Raw genomic sequence first — 21,372 nt, 5'->3', positions numbered from 1 at the left:
CTGATGTAACGATTCAGTACAGAACAAGCCTTGCCTCCAGCCAAGGCTCATGCTTAGCTGACTAATTATTAGTATTTCCCTTTTTTCAGTCTAATCATGAGTGTTTTATGCCGTTGACCGATCAACACCGTTTTGGCATGCAACTGGCCCAGATGTCGCGTGGCTGGCGTGCTGAACTCGACCGTCGCCTTGCCGGGCTCGGATTGTCCCAGGCCCGCTGGCTGGTGCTGCTGCACCTGGCGCGCTTCGAACAAGCCCCGACCCAGCGTGAGCTGGCGCAAAGCGTCGGTGTCGAAGGGCCGACCCTGGCTCGGCTGCTCGACAGCCTGGAAAGCCAGGGCCTGGTGCAACGCCAGGCAGTGGTAGAAGACCGTCGGGCAAAAAAAATCGTGTTGTGTGCCCCGGCGCGTCCCCTGATCGAACAAATTGAAACCATTGCCACTCAACTACGTCATGAACTCTTCGAGGGTGTCGATGAGGCCGATGTAAAGGTGTGCATGCGGGTTCACGGGCACATCCTGGCCAACCTCGAAAAATCCTGAGACAAAGCTTCACGCCAGACTTTTGAGTGAACGCATTGGGCAGACTATAAGAACTACTCGGCAATATCGTGTTCGTACCGGATGTGCGAACACGTGCAGATTGGTTTTTTGGTTACCTAAGGGATGTTCATGCTCCAGAGTCGGCTATTGGTTGTACGGTGTGGTGCCAGGCTATTGCTGGCCGGTGCCGCCGTCACTTACTCGGCCTGGGTGCCGGCGTTGGGCCTGGGTGAAATCACCCTGCACTCGGCGTTGAATCAACCGCTGCGCGCCGACATCGCCCTGGTGGATGCTGGCGCAGTGGGGGAGGACGAGTTGTCCGTCCGCCTGGCGACAGTGGACGAGTTCAGGAGCGCCGGGGTCGAGCGCGTGTCTTTCCTCAACGACCTGACGTTCACGCCCATCCTGCGGGGCGATCGCCGCCTGATCCGGGTCAGCTCCAAAAAACCGGTGAAGGAACCCTATCTGGACTTTCTGGTTCAGCTCGACCAGCCCAATGGCCGCTTGTTGCGCGAATACACTGTGCTGATCGATCCTCCGGGTGCCGCGGACATTGCACTGATTGACGATGAGCTGCCGCCGGACCGTCCTGCTTCGGCATTCCCGAGGGTTCAGCCGGCAGTCGTACCCTCACCTGTAAACAGGGAAACGCTGGCAGCGCCTGTGGATCCTCTGGCTGAACAATTGGCCGCCAGTGTCCTGCACAGCCAGCAGTTGCAGGCGAGCCTCGATGAACTCAACGCGAAGCTCCAGGCACAGGACGAGCAGATTGCCGTTGAGAAAAGGCAGGTGAGCGAGTTGCAAACCCGATTGGCGGAGGTCCAGCAGGCACCGACGGAGCCGGTTGTCGTGGCACCGGTGCCGGTCGTAGTTGAGGAGCCAGGGGTGAATTGGCTATGGATGCTTGGGTTTGTGGCGTTGCTGGCCTTGGCGCTGCTGCTTGCATGGGGGCGTCGTCAACGACAGCAAGATCAGACCTCGCCAGAGCCATCGCAACATGACCTCCAGGCCAATCCACCCGTAGCGCAAGGTGAGCAGGCACTTCAGGAAGTCCGCGTCCACCCTCCACAATTGAGCACTCTTGCGCCAGTCGCGCTTGTTACATCCGCGACGTTGCTCCCGGCAACGCCTTCGCAGCCGTCACCCACCGATGAGTTCCAGTTGAACCTGGACGACTTGTCGATGGATACGAATTGGGATTTGGGCCCGATGGAAAACACTCAGCCCCGCGAAGTGCCAGCGCTACCCGAGCCTGAGATCGAATGGACCATCGAACCCGCTTCCCTTGACGACAGCCTTCGCGCCAACACGTAACTGTAGGAGCCAGGCTTGCCGGCGAACAAGTCGCCGCGGTGTACCTGCTGTACCGTGTAATCGTTCTTCGCTTGTAGGAGCCAGGCTTGCCGGCGAACCAAGCGCTGCGGTGTTTCTGTTGCAGCGCGTTATCGCTCTTCGCTTGTAGGAGCCAGGCTTGCCGGCGAACCAGACGCTGCGGTGTGTCTGCCGCATTGCGTCATCGTTCTTCGCGGGCAAGTCGGATCGCCGCACCGCTCGCTCCTACAGGCGAACCAGACGCTGCGGTGTGTCTGTTGCACCGCGTCATCGTTCTTCGCGGGCAAGTCGGATCGCCGCACCGCTCGCTCCTACAGGCGAACCAGGCGCTGCTGTGTATCTGTCGCACCGCGTTATCGTTCTTCGCCGGCAAGCCTGGCTCCTACAGGTGAACCACGCACCACGGTGTATCTGTTGAACCGCGTAATCGTTCATCCCAGGCAACAAAGGCCGTTATCATGTTAACGCCCTCCGCCTCAGGAATTTCGCCCATCATGACCGCCAGCAAACCGGAAATCGTCATCACCTATTGCACCCAATGCCAGTGGCTGTTGCGTGCGGCCTGGCTGGCCCAGGAACTGCTCAGCACCTTTGGCGATGACCTGGGCAAGGTGTCGCTGGTGCCCGGTACGGGCGGGGTCTTTCACATTTTCTGTGACCAGGTGCAGCTCTGGGAGCGCAAGGCTGACGGTGGTTTTCCCGAGGCCAAGGTGCTCAAGCAGCGAGTCCGCGACCAGATCGATCCGGACCGCGACCTGGGGCACAACGATCGCACCACTCAGTGAGACACCGCCTCCGCGGTAACGGTTTTCTTGCTTGAACCGCTGGAAAGCCTGCTGGACACCACGATCGCGACGATGATCAATGCACCGCCGAGCAGCATGCGCAGGGTCGGGTTTTCATTGAACAGCAACCAGGCCACGGTGATCCCGTAAACCGGCTCCAGGGCGAAGACCACCGCGGCGGTCCGCGCCTTGATCACCGCCAGGCTGGCGACAAACAGGCTGTGGGCAACGCCGGTGCAGAACACCCCGAGCAGGCCGATCCACAGCCAGTCTATGGCGCGCACTTCGCTCAGGTGCGGGGCCGCCGCCGGCAGCAGGCATAAACCGACCACCACGTTCTGGCACAGCGCCGCCTGCACCGGCGGGATGCGCGCGGAGCTGGCGCGGTTGGTCAGCGACAGCAGGGAAAACAGCAGGCCCGAGGCGATCGACCAGAGCAGGCCGGTGGTGGCGCCACTGCCCAGATCGAACTCAGGCGTGACCAGCACCAGCCCGACACTGACAAGCGCTACCAGGAGGATTTCATTGGCGCGGATGCGCTCCCGGAAAATCAGCCCTTCAAGGATCACGGTGAAGGCCGGGAAACTGGCAAAGCCCAGGGTGGCGATGGCCACGCCGGCGATCTTCACCGAAATGAAGAAACTCACCCAGTGCCCGGCCAGCAGCAAACCGCTGAGCAGCAGTCGGCGCACATCCACGGCTTCGAGTTTCTGCCAGCGGGTCTGGCTGGCAAAGCGGGCAAAGAACGCCAGCGCCAGCACCGCGAACGCCGCCCGGCCAAAGACGATGATGGGCGCAGAGGCGGCGGCGAGTTTGCCGAACACGCCGGTCAGGCCGAACATCAATGCGCCGATATGCAGGGCGCCCAGGGCGGTACGGGGAGTCATGGCAATCCTTGGTAAAGGTGGTGAGTCCGGTCATTTAACCGCGCCGGCCGCCACCGTGTCTGTCGCCAGACTCGCGTTATTTGTCGCCAGCCTCGCGTCGCAGTTTGCCCGGCGATACACCGAACTCGCGCAGCACCGCGGCGGCAAAGGCGCTTTGGGAGCTGTAGCCGACCCGGCAGGCAATCTCGCCAATGGGCAGCACCGAGTTGCGCAGTAATCCCACGGCCTTGTGCAGGCGGCGGCTGCGGATGTAGTCCATCGGTGTCTGCCCGCATTCGGCCACGAACCGTGCATGCAAGCGGGCGCTGGAAAGACCGGCCACGCGGGCCAGGTCGGCGACTTGCAACGGGTAGGCGGCGTATTGGTCAATGTGCGCATTCAAGGCGGCGTAGGGCAGGCGCCGTCCACCGACCGGGTCGGGCCTGGCGTTGTTGAGACTGGCCAGCAACAGCACCGCGCCCTGTTGCGCAATCACCGGGTCATCGACCGGGCTGTTGGCCAGCCACTCCACCAACTGGCTCTGCCCCGCATCCAGCGACAAGCGACCGGCGTTGTCGAGCAGGCGTCGACTGGCATCGGCATGATCGCCCAGGGACTGGCCGAGCCATTGATCACCGGGCACATCCAGCACCAGGCAGCGGCTGCCGTTGGGGCTGCCGCAGGCATGGTGGAACCCGGAGGGAATCACCACGAAGCTTTGCTGGACCACCTGGCTGCCGCGCCCATCGACTTCGAAATCCAGCGCACCCGACAGCCCGAACACCAGTTGGGCGTGCTCGTGACTGTGCACGATCAGGTCTTCGGTGTACTGGCGCAGGGTAAGGATCGGTCTCATCGCGGCTCTCTTTACTGGCTCTCATTGCAGGGTTGATGAGTCAGGACGCAGTCTACACCGACACGGCTTGTGCGCGCTGTCACAGGACTGACTTGCGGCTGTCATGGGTCATTAACCCGACCGGGTCAAGCTTGCCAAAACTTGTCCTGAGGGTCGCCCATGACCAGCGCCGAGCTCGCCAAACCCAGTCGTAAGCAACGTGTGCGCACCTTGTGGATTTCCGACGTGCACCTGGGCACGCGCGATTGCCAGGCCGAGCACCTGTCGCAGTTTCTCAAGGGTTATCACGCGGACAAGATCTATCTGGTCGGCGATATCATCGACGGCTGGAAACTGCGCGGCGGCATGTACTGGCCCCAGGCGCACACCAATGTGATCCGGCGCCTGTTGACCATGAGCAAGCGCGGCACCGAGGTGATCTACGTCACCGGCAACCACGACGAATTCCTGCGCCGTTATTCGAAACTGATCCTGGGTAACATCCAGTTGGTAGACGAAGCGGTGCACGTGACTGCCGATGGCCGGCACTTGCTGGTCATTCATGGTGACCAGTTCGACGTGATCACTCGCTATCACCGCTGGCTGGCGTTTCTCGGCGACTCGGCCTACGAATTCACCCTGACCCTCAACCGCTGGCTCAACCATTGGCGCGCCCGCTATGGCTACGGCTACTGGTCGCTGTCGGCGTACCTCAAGCACAAGGTAAAGACCGCGGTCAGTTTCATCAGCGATTTTGAAGAGGCCATTGCCCATGAGTGCGTCAAGCGCGAGTTGCATGGGGTGGTGTGCGGGCACATTCACCATGCCGAGATCCGCAAGGTCGGCGAGGTGGATTACCTCAATTGCGGCGACTGGGTGGAGTCGTGCACGGCGTTGATCGAGCATTGGGATGGCACGATCGAGTTGTATCGGTTGGCCGATGCCCAGGCGCGGGAGGCGCAGTTGAAGGCAGTAAAAATCGCGGAACCGGCCTGAAAATCAGGCTGCCTGATCTGGCCCCATCGCGAGCAGGCTCGCTCCCACAGTTTATCGCGGGTGGTCACAAAATAGGTGGTGCACTGGAGATCCAATGTGGGAGCGAGCCTGCTCGCGAATGGAGCGCGCAGCGGTCCCGCTCGATTGATCAGGCTGGCGAGTGCTCTTCCATCGCCGCCTTGTAGATCGAATTCTTGGGCTGCGCAAACAAGCGCTCCATCATCGGCTCGAAAAAACTCAGCGGCAGCGTGTCGTACGCTGGATCAAAGGCTGCGGCATCGTATTTCGCGCAGAACTCGATGGTCGCCTGATACTGCGGGTGGTCGTTGAATTGCTCGCGCAGGTGCCGGTCCATGCCCAGGTGATGGAAGAAGTAATAGCCCTGGAAAATCCCGTGTTTCTCCACCATCCACAGATTCTCGGCGCTGACGAAAGGCTTGAGGATCGCGGCGGCGATGTCCGGGTGGTTATAGGAGCCCAGGGTGTCGCCGATGTCGTGGAGCAGGGCACAGACCACGTACTCTTCGTCGCGGCCATCGCGCCAGGCACGGGTGGCGGTTTGCAGCGAGTGGGTCAGGCGGTCCACGGGGAAACCGCCGAAGTCACCTTCCAGCAGCTTCAGGTGCGCGACGATCCGTATCGGCAATTGGCGAGCGTAGGCGCTGAAGTCCGCGGCGATGATCGCCCAGTCTTCCTGCGTACCATCCTTCATGTGGGTAAAACGGGCGTTGGCATTCATCGGCAATCCTCTGGTGGTCTAGAACGGCACGCGTCCCAGGATCATGTCGCGGTACATGACGAAATCGCCGAGAAGGCTGTAGAAAGGGTTCTGGAAGGTCGCAGGGCGATTCTTCTCAAAGAAAAAATGCCCGACCCAGGCGAAGCTGTAACCCGCAACCGGCAATACCCACAACAACATCCAGGCGCCCCGACCGATGGTCAGCGCCAGAATGAAAATGACCAGCGTCGTGCCGATGAAGTGCAATCGTCGGCAGGTACTGTTGCTGTGTTCGCTGAGGTAATACGGGTAAAACTCAGCGAAACTGTTGAAACGCTTGATGTTTTCCACGACTGCAATCTCTGTGGTTATTGTTCTGGCTGCAAGTTGTTCGGCGGGTAGCTTATTTGAGTCTAGAGTGATCAATGGCATCAGCCAGTGACAATGGGCGCCACTTTAGTATCCTTCGGAAAACTTGCCGCGACAGACGGCTCACCAAGACAGTAAACGCCATGAGCGAACGAACGACTTCTGCAAGCTGGGCGATGGGGATTGTCAAAGCACTGGAAATGGACGGCCTGGATTGCCGGGTTCTGTTCAAGCAGCTGGGGCTCGACTACGCGGCACTGGATGATCCGGATGCACGCTTCCCGCAAGATTCCATGACACGACTGTGGCAACGGGCGGTTGAACTGTCCGGCAACCCGGCGATTGGCCTGAACATGGGCAAGGTGGTGCGACCCGCGCAGTTTCATGTGACCGGCTACGCCTTGATGTCCAGCCAGACCCTGGCCGAAGGTTTCAAGCGCCTGGTGCGTTACCAGCGGATCATCGCCGAAAGCGCCGACCTGAGCTTCCGCCTGCTGGATGAGGGCTATGCGCTGATTCTGACGGTGCATGGCGACCATTTGCCACCCACCCGTCAAAGCGCCGAAGCCTCGCTGGCTTGCGCCCTGGCACTGTGCGGCTGGCTGACCGGGCGCACGCTGCACCCGCGCAAGGTGCTGGTACAGGGCGATCAACCGGTCAATCTCGAACCCTACAAACAAGCCTTCCATGCGCCGCTGGTGTTCAATGCGCCCTACGATGCGCTGATTTTCGAACGCGCGGACATGGAAGCGCCGCTGCCGACGGCCAATGAGGCCATGGCGTTGCTGCATGACCGCTTTGCCGGCGAATACCTGGCGCGGTTTTCCGAGAGTCGGGTCACGCACAAGGCGCGGCAGGTGTTGTGCCGATTGCTGCCCCAGGGCGAGCCCAAGCGCGATGCGGTGGCGCAGACGCTGCACCTGTCGCAACGCACCTTGCAGCGACGTTTACAGGAGGAGGGCACGAGTTTCCAGACGTTGCTCGACGACACCCGTCGTGAGCTGGCCGAGCAGTATCTGGCGCAGCCGACCATGACCCTGCTGGAAATTGCCTACCTGTTGGGGTTCGCTGATCCGAGCAATTTTTTCCGCGCCTTCCGCCGCTGGTTCGACACCACGCCCGGCGAGTACCGGGCGCGATTGACGGGAACGCCTGCGCCGGTCAGTGACGCCAGAACGCCGGAATACACAGCACAAACACCGTAATGATCTCCAGTCGGCCCAGGAGCATGCCGAACGAGAGAATCCACTTGGCGGCGTCCGGCAGCGAGGCGAAGTTGCCGGCCGGGCCGATGGTCTCGCCCAGCCCCGGGCCGACGCCGGACACGGTACTGGCGGCGCCGGTCAGGGCGGTCATCCAGTCCACCCCGAGCAGCGACAGCAACAGCGCGATCACGCAGATGGTGATGGCGAAAAAGAACGAAAAGGTCAGGATCGAGCGCACGATCTCTTCATCGAGGCGGTGGCCGTTGTACTTCTGCTTGATCACCGCCCGCGGGTGAATCAGTTGGTTAAGGTTGGCCTTGAGCAGGATGTAGGCAACCTGGAAGCGGAAAATCTTGATCCCGCCGGCGGTCGAGCCGGAGCAGCCGCCAACAAAGCCCAGGTAGAAGAACAGCATCAGCGAGAAATTTCCCCACAGGCTGTAGTCCCCCAGTGCGAAACCGGTGGTGGTGACCACCGACGTCACGTTCAGCGCCACGTGCCGCAACGCTTCGAGCCAATGCAGCTTGGTGGTCCACCAGTACCAGGTGCCGAGCACCAGCCAGGTCACCAGCAACATGCCGAGCAAACCCTGGACCTGTTCGTCCTTGATCAGCGCCTTGCGGTTACCGCGCAGGGTCGCCACGTACAGGGTGAACGGCAGGCTGCCGAGAATCATGATGACGATGGCCACCCAATGCACCGCCGGCTGCGTCCACTTGGCCAGGGACTGGTCCGAGGTGGAAAAACCACCGGTGGAGATCGCCGACATCGCATGGTTGATCGCGTCGAACGGACTCATCCCGGCCCACCAGAACGCCAGGCTGCCGACAATGGTGATACCGACATAGGCCGCCACGATCAGGCGCGCCACCATGTGTGAACGGGGCATGACTTTTTCGGAGCGGTCTGACGACTCGGTCTGGAACAGCCGCATGCCACCGATGCGCAGCAGCGGCAGGATCGCCACCGCCATGCCGATAAACCCGATGCCGCCGATCCAGTGCAGCAGCGAGCGCCACATCAGGATGCCGGGGGACATGTCGTCCAGGTGGTTGAGCACCGTGGAACCTGTGGCGGTGATCCCGGACATGCTTTCGAAGAACGAATCGGTGTAGCTGATGTGCTGGGTCAGCAGGAAGGGCAGCGCGGCGAAGATACACACCACCAGCCAACTGCTGACGGTCAGCAGGTACATGTCCCGTGGCCGCAGATGCACATGCTCGGGGCGCCCGGGAATGACCAGGGCGAGGCCGGCGACAAAAGTGATCATGCTGGCCCAGAGGAACGACGGCAGATCGCCGGTGCGATCGAAGATCACCAGCGTGGCCATGGGCACGACCATGGCGATGGCCAGGGTTATCAGGAAGATGCCGATGATGAAACCAATGAGACGTAAGGTCGGCAACGCCATGAAATCCGCTCGGCTGAAGTAAGGAGGGCGCCATTCTACCTGCGAGGTGGGGCATGTAAACCGCACTGCCTCAGTAGTTACAGCTAGAATAGCCGCACAATTTTTTCTGGAGGTGGCCGATGCAGGCTCTCGACGTTTTGCTCAACCGTGTTTCCGTCCCGCGCCTGATCGAACCGGCACCCACCCAGGCACAACGCGAAGTGCTGTTTGGCGCGGCCATGCGCGCCCCGGACCACGGCCATTTGCAGCCTTGGCGTTTCCTGACGGTCGAAGGCGCGGCGCGCGAGCAAATGGGCGAGTTGCTGGCCGAAGCGGCGAAGTTGCAGGACGCTGAAGTCTCTGAAGCGGCGATCGACAAGGCGCGTAACGGGCCGCTGCGGGCGCCCTTGGTGGTGGTCGTGATCGCGCGGGTGCAGGAGCACGTCAAGTATCCGAAGTCCGAGCAGTTGCTGGCGGCGGGTTGTGCGGCCCACGGGATTTTGCTGGCGGCTTATGCGCAAGGCATCGGTGCGGTCTGGCGGACCGGTGACCTGGCCTATTCGCCGCATGTGGCCAAGGGCTTGGGCCTGGCAGAGGGCGAAGAGGTGATTGCCTTCCTGTACCTTGGCACGCCGCTGAAAGAGCCGCGGGTAGCGGAGAAGGTAGACCTGGCCCAGTTCGTCAGCGCTTGGCCCGGCAAGGCCTGACGCTACCGATTAAATGTGGGAGCGAGCCTGCTCGCGATAGCGATCTGACAGGCACATCAATGTTGAATGTGCTGCCGCCATCGCGAGCAGGCTCGCTCCCACAGGGGTTTAGGGTTGGACCACTGCTCCCGGCACCAGAGGAAATTCCAGGCTGGCAATGAACCCGCCCTCAGGATGATTGGCCAGGACCAGGCTCCCGCCATGCCGTTCCGCCGCACGGCGGGCAATCGCCAGTCCCAGGCCATGCCCGGCCGCCGTCTGCCCGGGCGCACGATAAAACGGCTCACCCAACTGGCTCAAATGTTCAGCGTCCGCCCCTGGCCCATGGTCACGCACGGTCACCACAATCCGTTCGCCCTGACGCAACGCCTGCATTTCAATCGGCAGGCCGCCCAACGGGTTGAAGCGTTGGGCGTTGCGCAGCAGATTGTCCACGGCGCGCTCGATCATGGTCGGCCAGCCCTTGAGGGTCAGCTGCGACTCGGCTTCAAGGTGCACGAGCTGATCGGGTGAGCCCAGTTGGGCATCCTTTTGCAGTGTATTGAGCAGGGCGTTTAGGTCCACGTCTTCGGCACTGGCGTTATCGGCATCGACCCGTGCCAGTACGAGGATTTCGCTGATCAACGCTTCGAGGCGGTCGCATTCGCGGGTCAGGCGCGGCCAGAGCTTTTCCCGCTCCTGGGGCGTGGCCCGCTCGGCCAGTGCCAGCGCAATGCGCAGGCGAGCGAGGGGCGAGCGCAGTTCGTGGGACACATCGCGCAGCAACTGTCGTTGACTGCCGATCAGGCTTTGCAGGCGTGCGCCCATGCGATTGAAATCGTTGGCCAGCACGCCGAATTCGTCGCGGCGGTTGGCCAGTTTGACCAGGCTGTTCTGTTGGTAGGTGGTTTGTCCCAGATCATGCACCGCACCGCGCAAACGGCTGAGGGGGCGAGTGATGGAGAAGGTCACCAGCAGGCTGAACAGGGTCAGCACCACCAACGCGATCCCCAGCGCACTCAACGGCCAGAGCAGGCTTTCACGGTGCCAGGCGTCGAGTTCCGGGTGTGGAATCCGGTAGATGAACAGGTAGGTGTCACCGCTTTTTTCGCTGGTGAACTCATCGGTCAGGCGCCGCCATGGCAGGCGACGATCATCGTTGTTCTGCCGCGCCTCGAAGGCCGCCGCGCGGCGCGGGAAGGTACCGCGAACCACCGGGTCACCGCTTTCGTTGAGCACCTGGACGTCGATGTGGTACTGGTGTTTACGCTCCTGCAGAAGGTCCTGCGCGGCGTCCTCACCCTGGGATTCGTAAGTCTGCGTCCATTGCTCGGCCAGGGTATTGAGGCCCGGGTGGCGGCTGAGAATCCACGCATCCTGATTGAGCATGTGCCCCAGCAGAATGGAGAGCCCTGCAACCAGGGCGATGGCCAGCCAGAAGCTGGCCAGGATCCGCCAGAACAATGAGCGCACAGAAATTCCTCAAGCAAACACAAAAATCCCTTGTAGGAGCGAGCTTGCTCGCGAAAGCGGTGTGTCAGACGACACCAGGGCTGTCTGGTACACCGCTTTCGCGAGCAAACTCGCTCCTACAGTAGATCAAAAGCATCAGACCCAACGACGTTCAGCCGTTGGGTCCGGGTTAGCGCATTATTGCGCTTTTTGCGCCTGTTGCGCTTTCCAGGCCTTGAATTCGGCCCACTCGGCGCGACGTTCAGCCTGTTTTTTCTGGATCTCGTCGAATTTCTTCTGTTGATCCGGCTTCAGCAAGGCACGCACGTCGGCTTCGGCTTTCTTGTGGTTGGCGGCCATTTCATCTTTCATGGCTTTCTGGTCGGCTGGCGAGAGTTTTTCCAGGTACTTGTCGACCACTTGCTTACGCTCATGCATCTGCTCGCCCATGATCTTGCGGATCTGCTCGCGCTGCTCGCGGCTCAGGTCCAGTTGGCTGTACGGGCCTTTACCGTGCATGCCGTGCATCTGACCGCCGTGGCGAGAACCGTCCATCGGGCCGCTCGGGCCTGCGCCTTCAGGCATGGCCATGGCAACGGTCGGCAGGGCGGCGGCGAACATCAGAGCGATAAGAGTCTTGCGCATGGTGAATCTCCTTGTCTCATTCCCGGTACGTTCCGGATGTGTGCAGATTACTGAGTTCAAGGTCAGCGGCGGTCAGCGGTACGTAAAGCTTGGGTAAAGACGATTTCTCGCCGCCCTGACAAAACCTGACCTTGTAGGAGCCGGCTTGCCGGCGAAGGCGTCCTTGAGTCGTGCGTTGGCCTTGCGGGCGCCTTCGCTGGCGAGCCAGCTCCTACAGGGAGGCGTTGGTTTAAAGGCTGTAGTAGTAACCACGGCTACGCAGGGCCACGATGCGTGGGCGGCCATCGGGGTGCGGGCCGATCTTTTTGCGCAGGTTGCTCACGTGCATGTCGAGGCTGCGGTCGTAAAGGGTCAGCTTGCGGCCGAGGGCGATTTGCGCCAGTTCCTGTTTATCCAGCGGCTCGCCGGGCTGCTTGAGCAGGGCTTCGAGCAGGCGGCTTTCGGAGACCGTCAGGGTGAATTCCTGTTCATCGATGCTGACCACGCCGCGCACCGGGCTGAAACACAGGTCGCCCAGCTCCAACTGGCTGGACACCGCGGCGGGATGGCTGCGGCGCAACACCGCGCGCAGGCGGGCTGTCAGTTCCCGTGGGTCGCAGGGTTTGGCCAGGTAGTCGTCGGCGCCGAGCTCCAGGCCGAGGATACGGTCCAAGGGTTCGCCGCGGGCTGAAAGCATCAGCACCGGCAAGTCCGGGTGGTCGCTGCGCAGTTGCTTGAGCAGTTCCAGGCCACTGCCGTCCGGCAACATCACGTCCAGCACCACGGCCGCCGGGGAGTTTTCGGCCAGCGCGCGACGGGCGCTCTGGCCGTCATGACAGGCGCGCACCTGAAACCCTTCCTGGCTCAGCCAACTGACCAGGAGCTCGCACAGCTCCTGGTCATCATCAATCAGTAACAACTCGCTCATGAATCACTCAATTTAGCCATTGTCGACGTTTTCGACTCGCCCCACTGGCGAAGATACCGCAGAGCAGCGCCAATAGCGCCACCCCGGCGCCAACGACGAACCACTGTTGCTGATCGGTCAACCAGCGAGGGATCGAACTGCCGGCCTGCGCTTCCCGAAGTTGCAGCTTGAGTCGCTGATTCTCCTGGCGCAAGCGAACCAGCTGGGCGCTTTCGCGTTCGCCATCGGCAGTGTTCAATTGTTTGCTCAGTTCTTCTCGTTGCCGCTCGCTTTCTTTCAAGCGTTGCTGCAGTTCGTTGATCTGGCTGCCGGCGCTCAAGGACAGCGGCGTGGAGTTCGCGCCCTCGGCGGTTTCTTCACCGTGGGCGGGCGCCACGATCGACAACGTGACCAACATCAGACACAACGGACCTTTGCGCATCGCGACTCCTGGTTCCAATACGGATATTGGGGAGTTTGTCGGCAGGCAAACGAGAATAATGAGCGATTGAGAACGCGATGAACCGATAAGGTTCATCGCGCAGAGGGAGGTTACGGCAGTACTTGCTTGAAAGGCTTGACCAGAACGTTGGCGTAGACGCCTGCGGCGATGTACGGGTCGGCGTCGGCCCAGGCCTGTGCGGCGTTCAGGGAGTCGAATTCGGCGACGATCAGGCTGCCAGTGAAACCCGCTGCCCCCGGATCATTGCTGTCGACCGCCGGATGCGGGCCGGCCAATACGATGCGGCCTTCGCCCTTGAGCACTTGCAGGCGCTCCAGGTGTGCAGGCCGTGCGGCCAGGCGGGCTTCCAGGGAGTTGGCGACGTCTGTGGCAATGATTGCGTAAAGCATGTCAGTCCTCGGTTTTCGGCGTTGTGGTATCGGCGTCGTGCAGGTGGCGGGACAGGTAGATGCCCTGGCCGACCAGGAACAGCAAAGTCATGCCCAGGCTGCCGAAGACCTTGAAGTCGACCCAGTAGCTCTGGAAGGTGAACGCGACGAACAGGTTGGCGGCGCCGCAAAACAGGAAAAACGCGATCCAGGCGATGTTCAGGCGCGTCCAGACCGGTTCTGGCAGGCTCAGTGCGTGGCCCATGATGCGCTTGATCAGCAGTTGGTCACCGATGAAGTGGCTGCCGATAAAGGCCAGGGCGAACAGCCAGTTGACCACCGGGGCTTTCCATTTCAGGAAGGTCTCGCTGTGGAAGGCCAGGGTCAGGCTGCCGAAGACCAGGCAGGCGATGAGGGTCAGCCACTGGCTCTTCTCCAGCTTGCGCTGTTTGATGAACAGCGTGCCGTAGACCACCAGGGAGCTGATGATCAGCATCGCGGTGGCGCTGTAGATACCGCCTACAGTGACCTCGTGGCCGGCAATGTCGACGACCCGTGGATCGATTTTGAAGACGATGAAAAACAGCAGGAGCGGGATGAAATCGATGAATTGTTTCACAGTGGCAGCCAGAAGCAGGATGTGGCGGCATAATAACAAACATATGGGCGCGCGATAGCGCCAGCTGATTTGAGGTTACAAAGCCCTGTGAATGTTGATCTGCACTGCCATAGCACGGCCTCCGATGGCGCCCTGGCGCCTGCTGTCCTGGTCGCGCGTGCGTTCGAGAAAGGCGTGCAGGTCCTGGCCTTGACCGATCACGACACCCTGGAAGGCCTCGACGAGGCCCGCCACGCTGCGAATTCGCTGGGGATGCAACTGGTCAACGGCGTCGAGTTGTCCTGCACCTGGGGCGGTGCGACCATTCACGTGCTGGGCTACGGTTTTGACGTCAATGCCGCGCCGTTGGTCGAGGCGATTGCCAAGTTGCGCGATGGTCGCTGGCTGCGTTCCGAGGAAATCAGCCGCAAACTGGCGCTCAAGGGCATGCCAGGTGCGCTTGAAGGCGCCCGGGAAATCCAGCAGACCCTGGGTGACAGCGGCAACGCACCGGCCCGACCGCACTTCGCCGACTGGATGGTGCGCGAAGGTTTCGTCAAGGATCGCGCCGAAGCGTTCCGCAAATGGCTGGGCGCCGGCAAGCTGGGGGACGTCAAGCAACATTGGCCGACCCTGGAAGACACCGTCGAAACCCTGCGCGCGGCCAAGGCCTGGGTCAGCCTGGCGCATCCTTGCCATTACGAATTCACTCGCAGCAAGCGTCGCCGCCTGATTGCCGACTATATTCAAGCAGGGGGCCACGCGATTGAGGTGGTCAATGGCCATCAGCCTGCCGAGCAAGTGGGCAGTCTGGCGATCCTGGCCCGCGAGTTTGGTCTGCTGGTCAGCGCCGGCAGTGATTTTCATGGCCCTGGAGGCTGGTCCGAGATCGGTGAATACCGCCCGCTCCCGGAGGATCTGCCACCACTGTGGTGTCGATTCAAACATGACCCAATTATTGCCGCCGTCTGAACAGGTAGAGAATGTGAGTCAATTTTTCCAGATTCATCCGGAAAACCCGCAGGCGCGCCTGATCAAGCAGGCTGTAGAGATCATCCGCAAGGGCGGGGTGGTGATTTATCCCACGGACTCTTCCTACGCAATCGGTTGCCAGATCGGCGACAAGGTCGCCGTGGAACGCGTTCGCCGCCTGCGTCAGCTTGACGAAAAACACAACTTTGCGCTGATCTGCAGCGATCTGTCACAGCTGGGGCTGTTCGCCAAGATCGACACGGGCACTTTTCGCCTGCTCAAGGCCCATCTTCCGGGCCCTTACACCTTCATCCTCAATGCCACCCGCGAAGTCCCGCGCCTGCTGTTGCATCCGAAGAAACGCACCATCGGCCTGCGGGTGCCGAGCCATCCGATTGCCCTGGCGCTGCTGGAAGAGCTGGGCGAGCCGCTGATGAGCGTAACGCTGATCATGCCGGGCGACGATGATCCGATGACCGACCCCTACGAAATGCGCCAGTTGCTCGAGCATCAGGTGGACCTGATCATCGATGGCGGTTTCGGCGGGATCAAGGCGTCCACCGTGATCAACCTCGCCGATGGCGAGCCGGAAGTGATCCGTGTCGGTTGTGGCGACCCTGCGCCGTTCATGGTCGAGGCCTAGATGTCCGCAGTAGAACCCGTCGACAGTCAGGCCGGCGCCCAGCAAGAGCTGCCTTTCGCCATGGTCTATGGTCAGGCGGTCATGGAAATGCCGCTGGACCTGTACATCCCGCCGGATGCGCTGGAAGTCTTTCTCGAAGCCTTCGAAGGCCCCCTCGACCTGCTGCTGTACCTGATCCGCAAACAGAACATCAACATCCTCGACATCCCCGTGGCGGAAATCACCCGGCAGTACATGGGCTATGTCGAATTGATGCAGTCGGTGCGCCTGGAGCTGGCCGCCGAATACCTGGTGATGGCCGCGATGCTGGCCGAGATCAAGTCGCGGATGTTGCTGCCGCGGGCCGAAACCGTCGAGGACGAGGAAGAAGACCCGCGCGCCGAACTGATCCGTCGCTTGCAGGAGTACGAGCGCTTCAAGGCCGCCGCCGAAGGCATCGACGGCCTCAGCCGGGTCGGTCGCGACGTGGTGGTGCCCAAGCTCGATGCCCCGGAAGCGCGGGCGCGCAAACTGTTGCCGGACGTGCGATTGTCGGAGCTGTTGCTGTCCATGGCCGAGGTGCTGCGCCGCGGTGACATGTTCGAAAGCCATCAGGTCAGCCGCGAGGCGCTGTCCACCCGCGAACGCATGAGCGACGTGCTGGAAAGGCTCAAGGGTGGCGGTTTCGTGCCCTTTGTCGAGCTGTTCACCGCCGAGGAAGGGCGCCTGGGGGTTGTCGTGACCTTCATGGCGATCCTCGAACTGGTCAAGGAATCCTTGGTCGAGCTGGTGCAGAATGAGCCGTTCGCCGCGATCCACGTCCGAGCACGAGCCGAATAACGAGTCCAATCATGAACCTGAGTGAACCCCGCGAGCTGGCGCCACTGCTCGAAGCCTTTCTGTTGGCCTCCGGAAAACCGCAATCCCTGGAGCGCTTGTTCGAGCTCTTCGAAGAGGCCGAGCGCCCGGAACCGGCGGTCTTCAAGAAAGCCCTGACTATCCTGGGCAAGTCCTGCGATGGCCGCGCGTACGAGTTGAAGGAGGTGGCTTCCGGCTATCGCCTGCAAATCCGTGAAAAGTTTTCGCCGTGGGTCGGGCGTCTATGGGAAGAGCGGCCGCAGCGTTACTCGCGCGCCATGCTCGAAACCATTGCCTTGATCGCCTATCGCCAACCGATCACCCGGGGCGAGATCGAGGATGTGCGGGGTGTGGCGGTCAACAGCCAGATCGTCAAGACCCTGATGGAGCGCGAGTGGATCCGCATCGTCGGTTACCGCGACGTGCCGGGCAAGCCGGCAATGTTCGCCACCACCAAGGCGTTTCTCGATCACTTCAACCTGAAGAACCTCGATGACTTGCCGCCGCTGGCCGAAGTGCGCGAACTGGAGCCCGATCCGGTGCTCGATTTCGACGACGCGCCAGTACCCGCCGGGCTGCAGGAACTGGCCGACGCCAGCGCCGAGCCGGAAGAACCCAAGGAAGAGACCAGTTTCCATACGCTGTTGCTGGAGCTGGACAGCATGGAGGAGGGGATCAAGACGGATTTCGATGATTTGTTGCGTGATGGCGAGGTGCCGGGGATTGATCCGGAGCAGCCCGACATCGAGCCGGAAGCTGAAGTGTTGCAGATTGCACCTGAACCGGAAATTGAACCCGAGCAGGAAGACGACATTCTCGGTGTTGCCGAGGCCCGTGAAAAACTGCTCGCCGCCGTTGCTGCCCTGGAACAGCCGAAACCCGAGCTTAGCGACGAGGAGGCCGAAGCATTGGCCCTGGCCGAAGCCATCGAAGCCGAACGCCGCGAATTCGAAGACTGACTGGAAATTCGGACATCTACGCCCTCTGTAGGAGCGGGCTTGCCCGCGAAGGGGACGTGTCAGTCGACATCATTGTTGTCTGATCCACCGCATTCGCGGGCAAGCCCGCTCCTACAGGTTTCCTTGTGCCGCCGGCCGGCGGAAAAACCAATAACCTTGCCTCAATCAGCTAGTCTCTGATGCGCAATCGCCCGCATGCGCGTATGATTCGCGACCCTTCGGCGATACCTTCGCCAAAGTACCCAGTTTCCAGAACACACCGGGAGGTGCCCAGATGAGTATCAAAGACCAGAAAGACGACCAGGAAATCGGCCCAGCAGGCGAAAAACTGCAGAAAGTCCTCGCCCGTATCGGCGTCGGCTCGCGCCGTGACGTGGAAGCCTGGATCAGCCACGGCCGGATCAAGGTCAATGGCAAAGACGCCACCCTTGGCCAGCGCGTCGACATGCACGACGCCATCACCATCGATGGCAAGGTGATCAAGCGTGAAGAGGCCGCCGAGTCGGTCCGCCGCGTGATCATGTACAACAAGCCCGATGGCGAAATCTGCACCCGCGTTGACCCGGAAGGCCGTCCGACCGTGTTCGACAAGATGCCGCGCCCGAAAGAAGGTCGCTGGATCAACATCGGCCGCCTCGACATCAACACCACTGGCCTGCTGATGTTCACCACCGACGGTGAGCTGGCCAACCGCTTGATGCACCCTTCCTACGAAATGGACCGTGAGTACGCGGTACGTGTGCGTGGCGAAGTCGACGACGAGATGATCGAGCGCCTGAAAGCCGGCGTGGTCCTCGAAGACGGCCCGGCCAAGTTCACCGACATCAAGCAGGCACCGGGCGGCGAAGGTTTCAACCACTGGTACCACTGCGTGGTGATGGAAGGTCGCAACCGCGAAGTACGTCGCCTGTGGGAATCCCAGGGCCTGGTGGTCAGCCGCCTGAAGCGCGTGCGTTTCGGTCCGGTGTTCCTCAATTCGGACCTGCCGATGGGTCGCTGGCGCGAAATGAGCCAGTACGAAGTCGACATCCTCAGTGCCGAAGTCGGCCTGACCCCGGTGGCGATGCCGCAGATGAACGCCAAGAGCAAAGACAAGCTCGATCGGATGCAGCGTAAATCGTCGCGTCCAATGGCCAAGACCGAGCGCGTACGTACCTTGCGTCCAGCCACTGCTGCGCCAGCCGCCCCCCGTGCCAACCGCGAGCCGCAGATCGAAGGCGAGCGTCCAGCACGCAAGCCAGCCGCCCGTCAGGACGGCGAGCGCGGTCCACGCACGCCACGTCCGGCCAATGGCCGTACCGAGCGCGGTGAGGGTCGTGGTACGCCAGTAGCCGATCGTCCGGTCGACAGCAAGCGTCCGGCCAAGCCGGCGTCGAAGCGTCCTGGCATCAGCCTGGTCGACGGTGACAAGCCGTCGGGCAAGCGTCGCGGCGCGCCGGCGGGTTCCGGCCAGCGTCCGGGGTTTGGTCGTCGTAAGCCGGAGTGAAGCAGCGGTAAGCTTCAAGCGGCAAGCTGCAAGTGAAAACGCCAACCTTCGGGTTGGTGTTTTTTTTTGGTCTGGCTTTAGCGATGAGGTGTATTCAAGGGCCTCTTCGCGGGCAAGCCCGCTCCCACAGTGATTCGTGGCGAGCCAAAATTTTGCGTACACCTGTAACCCTGTAGGAGCGGGCTTGCCCGCGAAGGCGTCAGCCGCAGCACGGAGATGTCCGCAGTGGAAAGCCAAAATTACATGCTGTAAAGAATTCCTGACGAAATTAGCGAATCGGTCCCGTAGATTCGCCGCTCCTCGAATGTCGTAAGAAAATTCTTACGATCCAGAGTTTCGGGTCCTTCTCCCACCCCTCTATCCCGCTTGTTTCCCCACCCCATGCAAGGTGTCATGCGCCCCATGCCTGTCGTGCAGGTGCATAACAAAAAGGAGGCGCAATGACCGCCGCAATCCGTTTCCAGCTCCCATCGCGGGCCGGTTTTTCCGCCGTCCCCGTCCGAGACCTGCAAAGGTCTGACCACCTTTTTGCCGCCGCCCGATCGCTTCGGGGTGGACACATGCAATCCCGGTTACCGACACGCTGATCCAGCGGGGTCTGGCAGCAGGGGGTTACAGGTGTACAATGCGCCGCGTTTTACCTGTGACCTCCTGCGCATCTGCGCAAACCTCAAGGCTATCCGCCTTGTTCACTCCGCCGCGCCACAAGCGTGTCGGGTTCGATTTCGTCACAGATAAAAACAAACAGGTGACGCATGACCGTTGTAAATACGCTGAACTCCTGGTGCCTGCGCTGGGGTTTGATCGACGCTGCTTAACGTCCTTCTGAGTAGCAACGTCAACTGAACATCATCAAACCTTGCGTGAGACCCTTTTCATGAGTGGACAAAACTCGCATTCAGGCGAGCTGAAACGCGGCCTGAAAAATCGCCATATCCAATTGATTGCCCTCGGTGGCGCGATCGGTACCGGTCTGTTTCTCGGCTCGGCCGGGGTACTGAAGTCCGCCGGGCCGTCGATGATCCTCGGCTATGCCATCTGCGGCTTCATCGCCTTCATGATCATGCGCCAGCTGGGCGAAATGATCGTCGAAGATCCGGTGGCCGGCTCCTTCAGCCACTTCGCGCACAAGTACTGGGGCGGCTTTGCCGGCTTCCTGTCGGGCTGGAACTGCTGGATCCTGTACATTCTGGTCGGCATGTCGGAGCTGACGGCAGTCGGCAAATACATCCACTACTGGGCGCCGGACATCCCGACCTGGGCATCCGCAGCCGCTTTCTTCGTGCTGATCAACGCCATCAACCTGGCCAACGTCAAAGTGTTTGGCGAGGCCGAGTTCTGGTTCGCGATCATCAAGGTCGTGGCGATCGTCGGCATGATTGCCTTGGGCAGCTACTTGCTGGTCAGCGGTAATGGCGGCCCGCAAGCGGCGGTCAGTAACCTGTGGTCCCACGGCGGCTTCTTCCCCAATGGAGTTAGCGGCCTGGTGATGGCCATGGCGTTCATCATGTTTTCCTTCGGTGGCCTGGAAATGCTCGGTTTCACCGCGGCCGAAGCGGACAAGCCGAAAACCGTGATCCCGAAAGCGATCAACCAGGTGATCTACCGGATCCTGATTTTCTACATCGGTGCACTGGTGATCCTGCTGTCGTTGACCCCGTGGGACAGCCTGCTGACCACCCTGAACGCCTCCGGTGATTCCTACAGCGGCAGCCCGTTCGTGCAAGTGTTCTCGATGCTGGGCAGCAACACCGCCGCGCACATCCTCAACTTCGTGGTCCTGACCGCAGCGTTGTCGGTGTACAACAGCGGCACCTACTGCAACAGCCGCATGCTGCTGGGCATGGCCGAACAGGGCGATGCGCCGAAAGCATTGGCGAAGATCGACAAGCGCGGCGTGCCGGTGCGTTCGATCCTGGCCTCGGCTGCCGTGACCCTGATCGCGGTACTGCTCAATTACCTGATCCCGCAACACGCGCTGGAACTGCTGATGTCGCTGGTAGTGGCCACCCTGGTGATCAACTGGGCGATGATCAGCTACTCGCACTTCAAGTTCCGCCAGCACATGAACAAGACCAAACAAACGCCGCTGTTCAAGGCCTTCTGGTATCCGTACGGCAACTACATCTGCCTGGCGTTCGTGTTGTTCATTCTCGGTGTGATGTTGTTGATTCCGGGGATCCAGACGTCGGTGTACGCGATTCCGGTGTGGCTCGTGTTCATGTGGGTCTGCTACGGCATCAAGAACAAGCGCAGTGCACAGCGCGCGTTGCAGCCAGCTGTGGAGTAACGCTGCACAGAAACAACAAACCCGGCCTAGTGCCGGGTTTTTTGTGGCC

At 61.2% G+C, this 21,372-nt stretch carries 23 protein-coding genes; 12 read left to right on the top strand and 11 right to left on the bottom strand.

Annotated elements, in window-relative coordinates:
- Positions 1-107 precede the first annotated feature (107 nt).
- The 3 genes from HFK74_RS06960 (at position 108) to HFK74_RS06950 (ending at position 2,659) form a co-directional block, all read left to right on the top strand.
- Positions 108-542, top strand: coding sequence for a MarR family transcriptional regulator (locus tag HFK74_RS06960; protein WP_008055544.1), 435 nt, complete (start codon positions 108-110; stop codon positions 540-542).
- A gap of 129 nt (positions 543-671) precedes the next feature.
- Positions 672-1,856 carry a FimV family protein gene (locus HFK74_RS06955; protein ID WP_180202882.1) on the top strand — a complete coding sequence of 395 codons (1,185 nt, stop codon included), beginning with the start codon at positions 672-674 and terminating at the stop codon, positions 1,854-1,856.
- Positions 1,857-2,368: 512 nt separating this feature from the next.
- Positions 2,369-2,659, top strand: a complete 291-nt coding sequence (locus HFK74_RS06950; RefSeq protein WP_008055542.1) for a SelT/SelW/SelH family protein — start codon at positions 2,369-2,371, stop codon at positions 2,657-2,659.
- Here the strand turns inward: HFK74_RS06950 and HFK74_RS06945 are convergent.
- Together HFK74_RS06945 and HFK74_RS06940 are read right to left on the bottom strand one after the other, a co-directional pair.
- Entirely contained in the window at positions 2,653-3,546 is an 894-nt protein-coding gene (locus tag HFK74_RS06945) for a DMT family transporter (protein WP_180202881.1), read from the bottom strand. The two genes, HFK74_RS06950 and HFK74_RS06945, sit on opposite strands and share 7 nt — an antisense overlap.
- A gap of 76 nt (positions 3,547-3,622) precedes the next feature.
- A complete protein-coding gene (locus HFK74_RS06940; protein ID WP_180202880.1) occupies positions 3,623-4,381 on the bottom strand; it encodes an AraC family transcriptional regulator in 759 nt (252 codons plus the stop codon).
- Between the two features lie 159 nt (positions 4,382-4,540).
- On the opposite strand from HFK74_RS06940, the gene HFK74_RS06935 reads away from it, so the two are divergent.
- A complete protein-coding gene (locus HFK74_RS06935; RefSeq protein WP_180202879.1) occupies positions 4,541-5,356 on the top strand; it encodes a UDP-2,3-diacylglucosamine diphosphatase in 816 nt (271 codons plus the stop codon).
- 148 nt (positions 5,357-5,504) lie between these two features.
- On the opposite strand, the gene HFK74_RS06930 is transcribed toward HFK74_RS06935, so the two are convergent.
- Both HFK74_RS06930 and HFK74_RS06925 read right to left on the bottom strand, forming a co-directional pair.
- The gene (locus tag HFK74_RS06930; protein WP_008055538.1) at positions 5,505-6,095 is read right to left on the bottom strand and encodes an HD domain-containing protein; all 591 of its coding nucleotides are present in this window, start codon (positions 6,093-6,095) and stop codon (positions 5,505-5,507) included.
- 18 nt (positions 6,096-6,113) lie between these two features.
- On the bottom strand, positions 6,114-6,425 hold the full coding sequence (locus tag HFK74_RS06925; protein ID WP_180202878.1) for a DUF962 domain-containing protein: 312 nt from the start codon (positions 6,423-6,425) through the stop codon (positions 6,114-6,116).
- Between the two features lie 161 nt (positions 6,426-6,586).
- Here HFK74_RS06925 and HFK74_RS06920 point away from each other — a divergent pair, with 161 nt between their 5' ends.
- Positions 6,587-7,648: an AraC family transcriptional regulator gene (locus HFK74_RS06920; protein ID WP_218953590.1), complete on the top strand. Its 1,062-nt coding sequence runs from the start codon at positions 6,587-6,589 to the stop codon at positions 7,646-7,648.
- On the opposite strand, the gene HFK74_RS06915 is transcribed toward HFK74_RS06920, so the two are convergent.
- The gene (locus tag HFK74_RS06915) at positions 7,605-9,059 is read right to left on the bottom strand and encodes a TrkH family potassium uptake protein (RefSeq protein WP_180202877.1); all 1,455 of its coding nucleotides are present in this window, start codon (positions 9,057-9,059) and stop codon (positions 7,605-7,607) included. The genes HFK74_RS06920 and HFK74_RS06915 overlap by 44 nt on opposite strands.
- Positions 9,060-9,178: 119 nt before the next feature.
- Here HFK74_RS06915 and HFK74_RS06910 point away from each other — a divergent pair, with 119 nt between their 5' ends.
- Positions 9,179-9,745, top strand: coding sequence for an NAD(P)H nitroreductase (locus tag HFK74_RS06910; RefSeq protein ID WP_180202876.1), 567 nt, complete (start codon positions 9,179-9,181; stop codon positions 9,743-9,745).
- A gap of 108 nt (positions 9,746-9,853) precedes the next feature.
- Here the strand turns inward: HFK74_RS06910 and HFK74_RS06905 are convergent, their stop codons facing one another.
- The 6 genes from HFK74_RS06905 to HFK74_RS06880 form a co-directional block, all read right to left on the bottom strand.
- Positions 9,854-11,197 (bottom strand): HAMP domain-containing sensor histidine kinase, encoded by a 1,344-nt coding sequence (locus HFK74_RS06905; protein WP_180202875.1) that lies wholly within the window; start codon positions 11,195-11,197, stop codon positions 9,854-9,856.
- A gap of 177 nt (positions 11,198-11,374) precedes the next feature.
- Positions 11,375-11,821 (bottom strand): Spy/CpxP family protein refolding chaperone, encoded by a 447-nt coding sequence (locus HFK74_RS06900; RefSeq protein WP_180202874.1) that lies wholly within the window; start codon positions 11,819-11,821, stop codon positions 11,375-11,377.
- A gap of 229 nt (positions 11,822-12,050) precedes the next feature.
- Positions 12,051-12,728, bottom strand: coding sequence for a response regulator transcription factor (locus HFK74_RS06895; RefSeq protein ID WP_180202873.1), 678 nt, complete (start codon positions 12,726-12,728; stop codon positions 12,051-12,053).
- 7 nt (positions 12,729-12,735) lie between these two features.
- Positions 12,736-13,149, bottom strand: coding sequence for a translation initiation factor 2 (locus HFK74_RS06890; protein ID WP_180202872.1), 414 nt, complete (start codon positions 13,147-13,149; stop codon positions 12,736-12,738).
- Positions 13,150-13,259: 110 nt separating this feature from the next.
- Complete coding sequence (locus HFK74_RS06885; protein ID WP_007944409.1) at positions 13,260-13,559, bottom strand: YciI family protein; 300 nt, start codon at positions 13,557-13,559, stop codon at positions 13,260-13,262.
- Between the two features lies 1 nt (position 13,560).
- Positions 13,561-14,157, bottom strand: a complete 597-nt coding sequence (locus HFK74_RS06880) for a septation protein A (RefSeq protein WP_008055521.1) — start codon at positions 14,155-14,157, stop codon at positions 13,561-13,563.
- 87 nt (positions 14,158-14,244) lie between these two features.
- Here HFK74_RS06880 and HFK74_RS06875 point away from each other — a divergent pair, with 87 nt between their 5' ends.
- The 6 genes from HFK74_RS06875 (at position 14,245) to HFK74_RS06850 (ending at position 21,323) form a co-directional block, all read left to right on the top strand.
- Positions 14,245-15,108, top strand: a complete 864-nt coding sequence (locus HFK74_RS06875; protein ID WP_180202871.1) for a PHP domain-containing protein — start codon at positions 14,245-14,247, stop codon at positions 15,106-15,108.
- 13 nt (positions 15,109-15,121) lie between these two features.
- Positions 15,122-15,751: an L-threonylcarbamoyladenylate synthase gene (locus HFK74_RS06870; RefSeq protein ID WP_032831338.1), complete on the top strand. Its 630-nt coding sequence runs from the start codon at positions 15,122-15,124 to the stop codon at positions 15,749-15,751.
- A 120-nt stretch (positions 15,752-15,871) separates the two neighbouring features.
- Positions 15,872-16,570: a ScpA family protein gene (locus HFK74_RS06865; RefSeq protein WP_172901685.1), complete on the top strand. Its 699-nt coding sequence runs from the start codon at positions 15,872-15,874 to the stop codon at positions 16,568-16,570.
- Positions 16,571-16,581: 11 nt separating this feature from the next.
- Complete coding sequence (gene scpB, locus HFK74_RS06860; RefSeq protein WP_180202870.1) at positions 16,582-17,547, top strand: SMC-Scp complex subunit ScpB; 966 nt, start codon at positions 16,582-16,584, stop codon at positions 17,545-17,547.
- A 274-nt stretch (positions 17,548-17,821) separates the two neighbouring features.
- Positions 17,822-19,033 carry a 23S rRNA pseudouridine(2605) synthase RluB gene (gene rluB, locus HFK74_RS06855; protein WP_008055514.1) on the top strand — a complete coding sequence of 404 codons (1,212 nt, stop codon included), beginning with the start codon at positions 17,822-17,824 and terminating at the stop codon, positions 19,031-19,033.
- Positions 19,034-19,910: 877 nt separating this feature from the next.
- On the top strand, positions 19,911-21,323 hold the full coding sequence (locus HFK74_RS06850; protein WP_180202869.1) for an amino acid permease: 1,413 nt from the start codon (positions 19,911-19,913) through the stop codon (positions 21,321-21,323).
- Positions 21,324-21,372 lie beyond the last annotated feature (49 nt).

The organism is Pseudomonas sp. SbOxS1, assembly GCF_013416725.1.
Lineage (GTDB): Bacteria > Pseudomonadota > Gammaproteobacteria > Pseudomonadales > Pseudomonadaceae > Aquipseudomonas.
This window is presented reverse-complemented; position numbering and strand designations above follow the sequence as displayed.

Coding starts and splice junctions, on each gene's coding strand:
- HFK74_RS06960 (WP_008055544.1), top strand. CDS start 108: ATGCCGTTGACCGATCAACACCGTTTTGGCATGCAACTGGCCCAGATG.
- HFK74_RS06955 (WP_180202882.1), top strand. CDS start 672: ATGCTCCAGAGTCGGCTATTGGTTGTACGGTGTGGTGCCAGGCTATTG.
- HFK74_RS06950 (WP_008055542.1), top strand. CDS start 2,369: ATGACCGCCAGCAAACCGGAAATCGTCATCACCTATTGCACCCAATGC.
- HFK74_RS06945 (WP_180202881.1), bottom strand. CDS start 3,546: ATGACTCCCCGTACCGCCCTGGGCGCCCTGCATATCGGCGCATTGATG.
- HFK74_RS06940 (WP_180202880.1), bottom strand. CDS start 4,381: ATGAGACCGATCCTTACCCTGCGCCAGTACACCGAAGACCTGATCGTG.
- HFK74_RS06935 (WP_180202879.1), top strand. CDS start 4,541: ATGACCAGCGCCGAGCTCGCCAAACCCAGTCGTAAGCAACGTGTGCGC.
- HFK74_RS06930 (WP_008055538.1), bottom strand. CDS start 6,095: ATGAATGCCAACGCCCGTTTTACCCACATGAAGGATGGTACGCAGGAA.
- HFK74_RS06920 (WP_218953590.1), top strand. CDS start 6,587: ATGAGCGAACGAACGACTTCTGCAAGCTGGGCGATGGGGATTGTCAAA.
- HFK74_RS06915 (WP_180202877.1), bottom strand. CDS start 9,059: ATGGCGTTGCCGACCTTACGTCTCATTGGTTTCATCATCGGCATCTTC.
- HFK74_RS06910 (WP_180202876.1), top strand. CDS start 9,179: ATGCAGGCTCTCGACGTTTTGCTCAACCGTGTTTCCGTCCCGCGCCTG.
- HFK74_RS06900 (WP_180202874.1), bottom strand. CDS start 11,821: ATGCGCAAGACTCTTATCGCTCTGATGTTCGCCGCCGCCCTGCCGACC.
- HFK74_RS06895 (WP_180202873.1), bottom strand. CDS start 12,728: ATGAGCGAGTTGTTACTGATTGATGATGACCAGGAGCTGTGCGAGCTC.
- HFK74_RS06890 (WP_180202872.1), bottom strand. CDS start 13,149: ATGCGCAAAGGTCCGTTGTGTCTGATGTTGGTCACGTTGTCGATCGTG.
- HFK74_RS06885 (WP_007944409.1), bottom strand. CDS start 13,559: ATGCTTTACGCAATCATTGCCACAGACGTCGCCAACTCCCTGGAAGCC.
- scpB (WP_180202870.1), top strand. CDS start 16,582: ATGAACCTGAGTGAACCCCGCGAGCTGGCGCCACTGCTCGAAGCCTTT.
- rluB (WP_008055514.1), top strand. CDS start 17,822: ATGAGTATCAAAGACCAGAAAGACGACCAGGAAATCGGCCCAGCAGGC.
- HFK74_RS06850 (WP_180202869.1), top strand. CDS start 19,911: ATGAGTGGACAAAACTCGCATTCAGGCGAGCTGAAACGCGGCCTGAAA.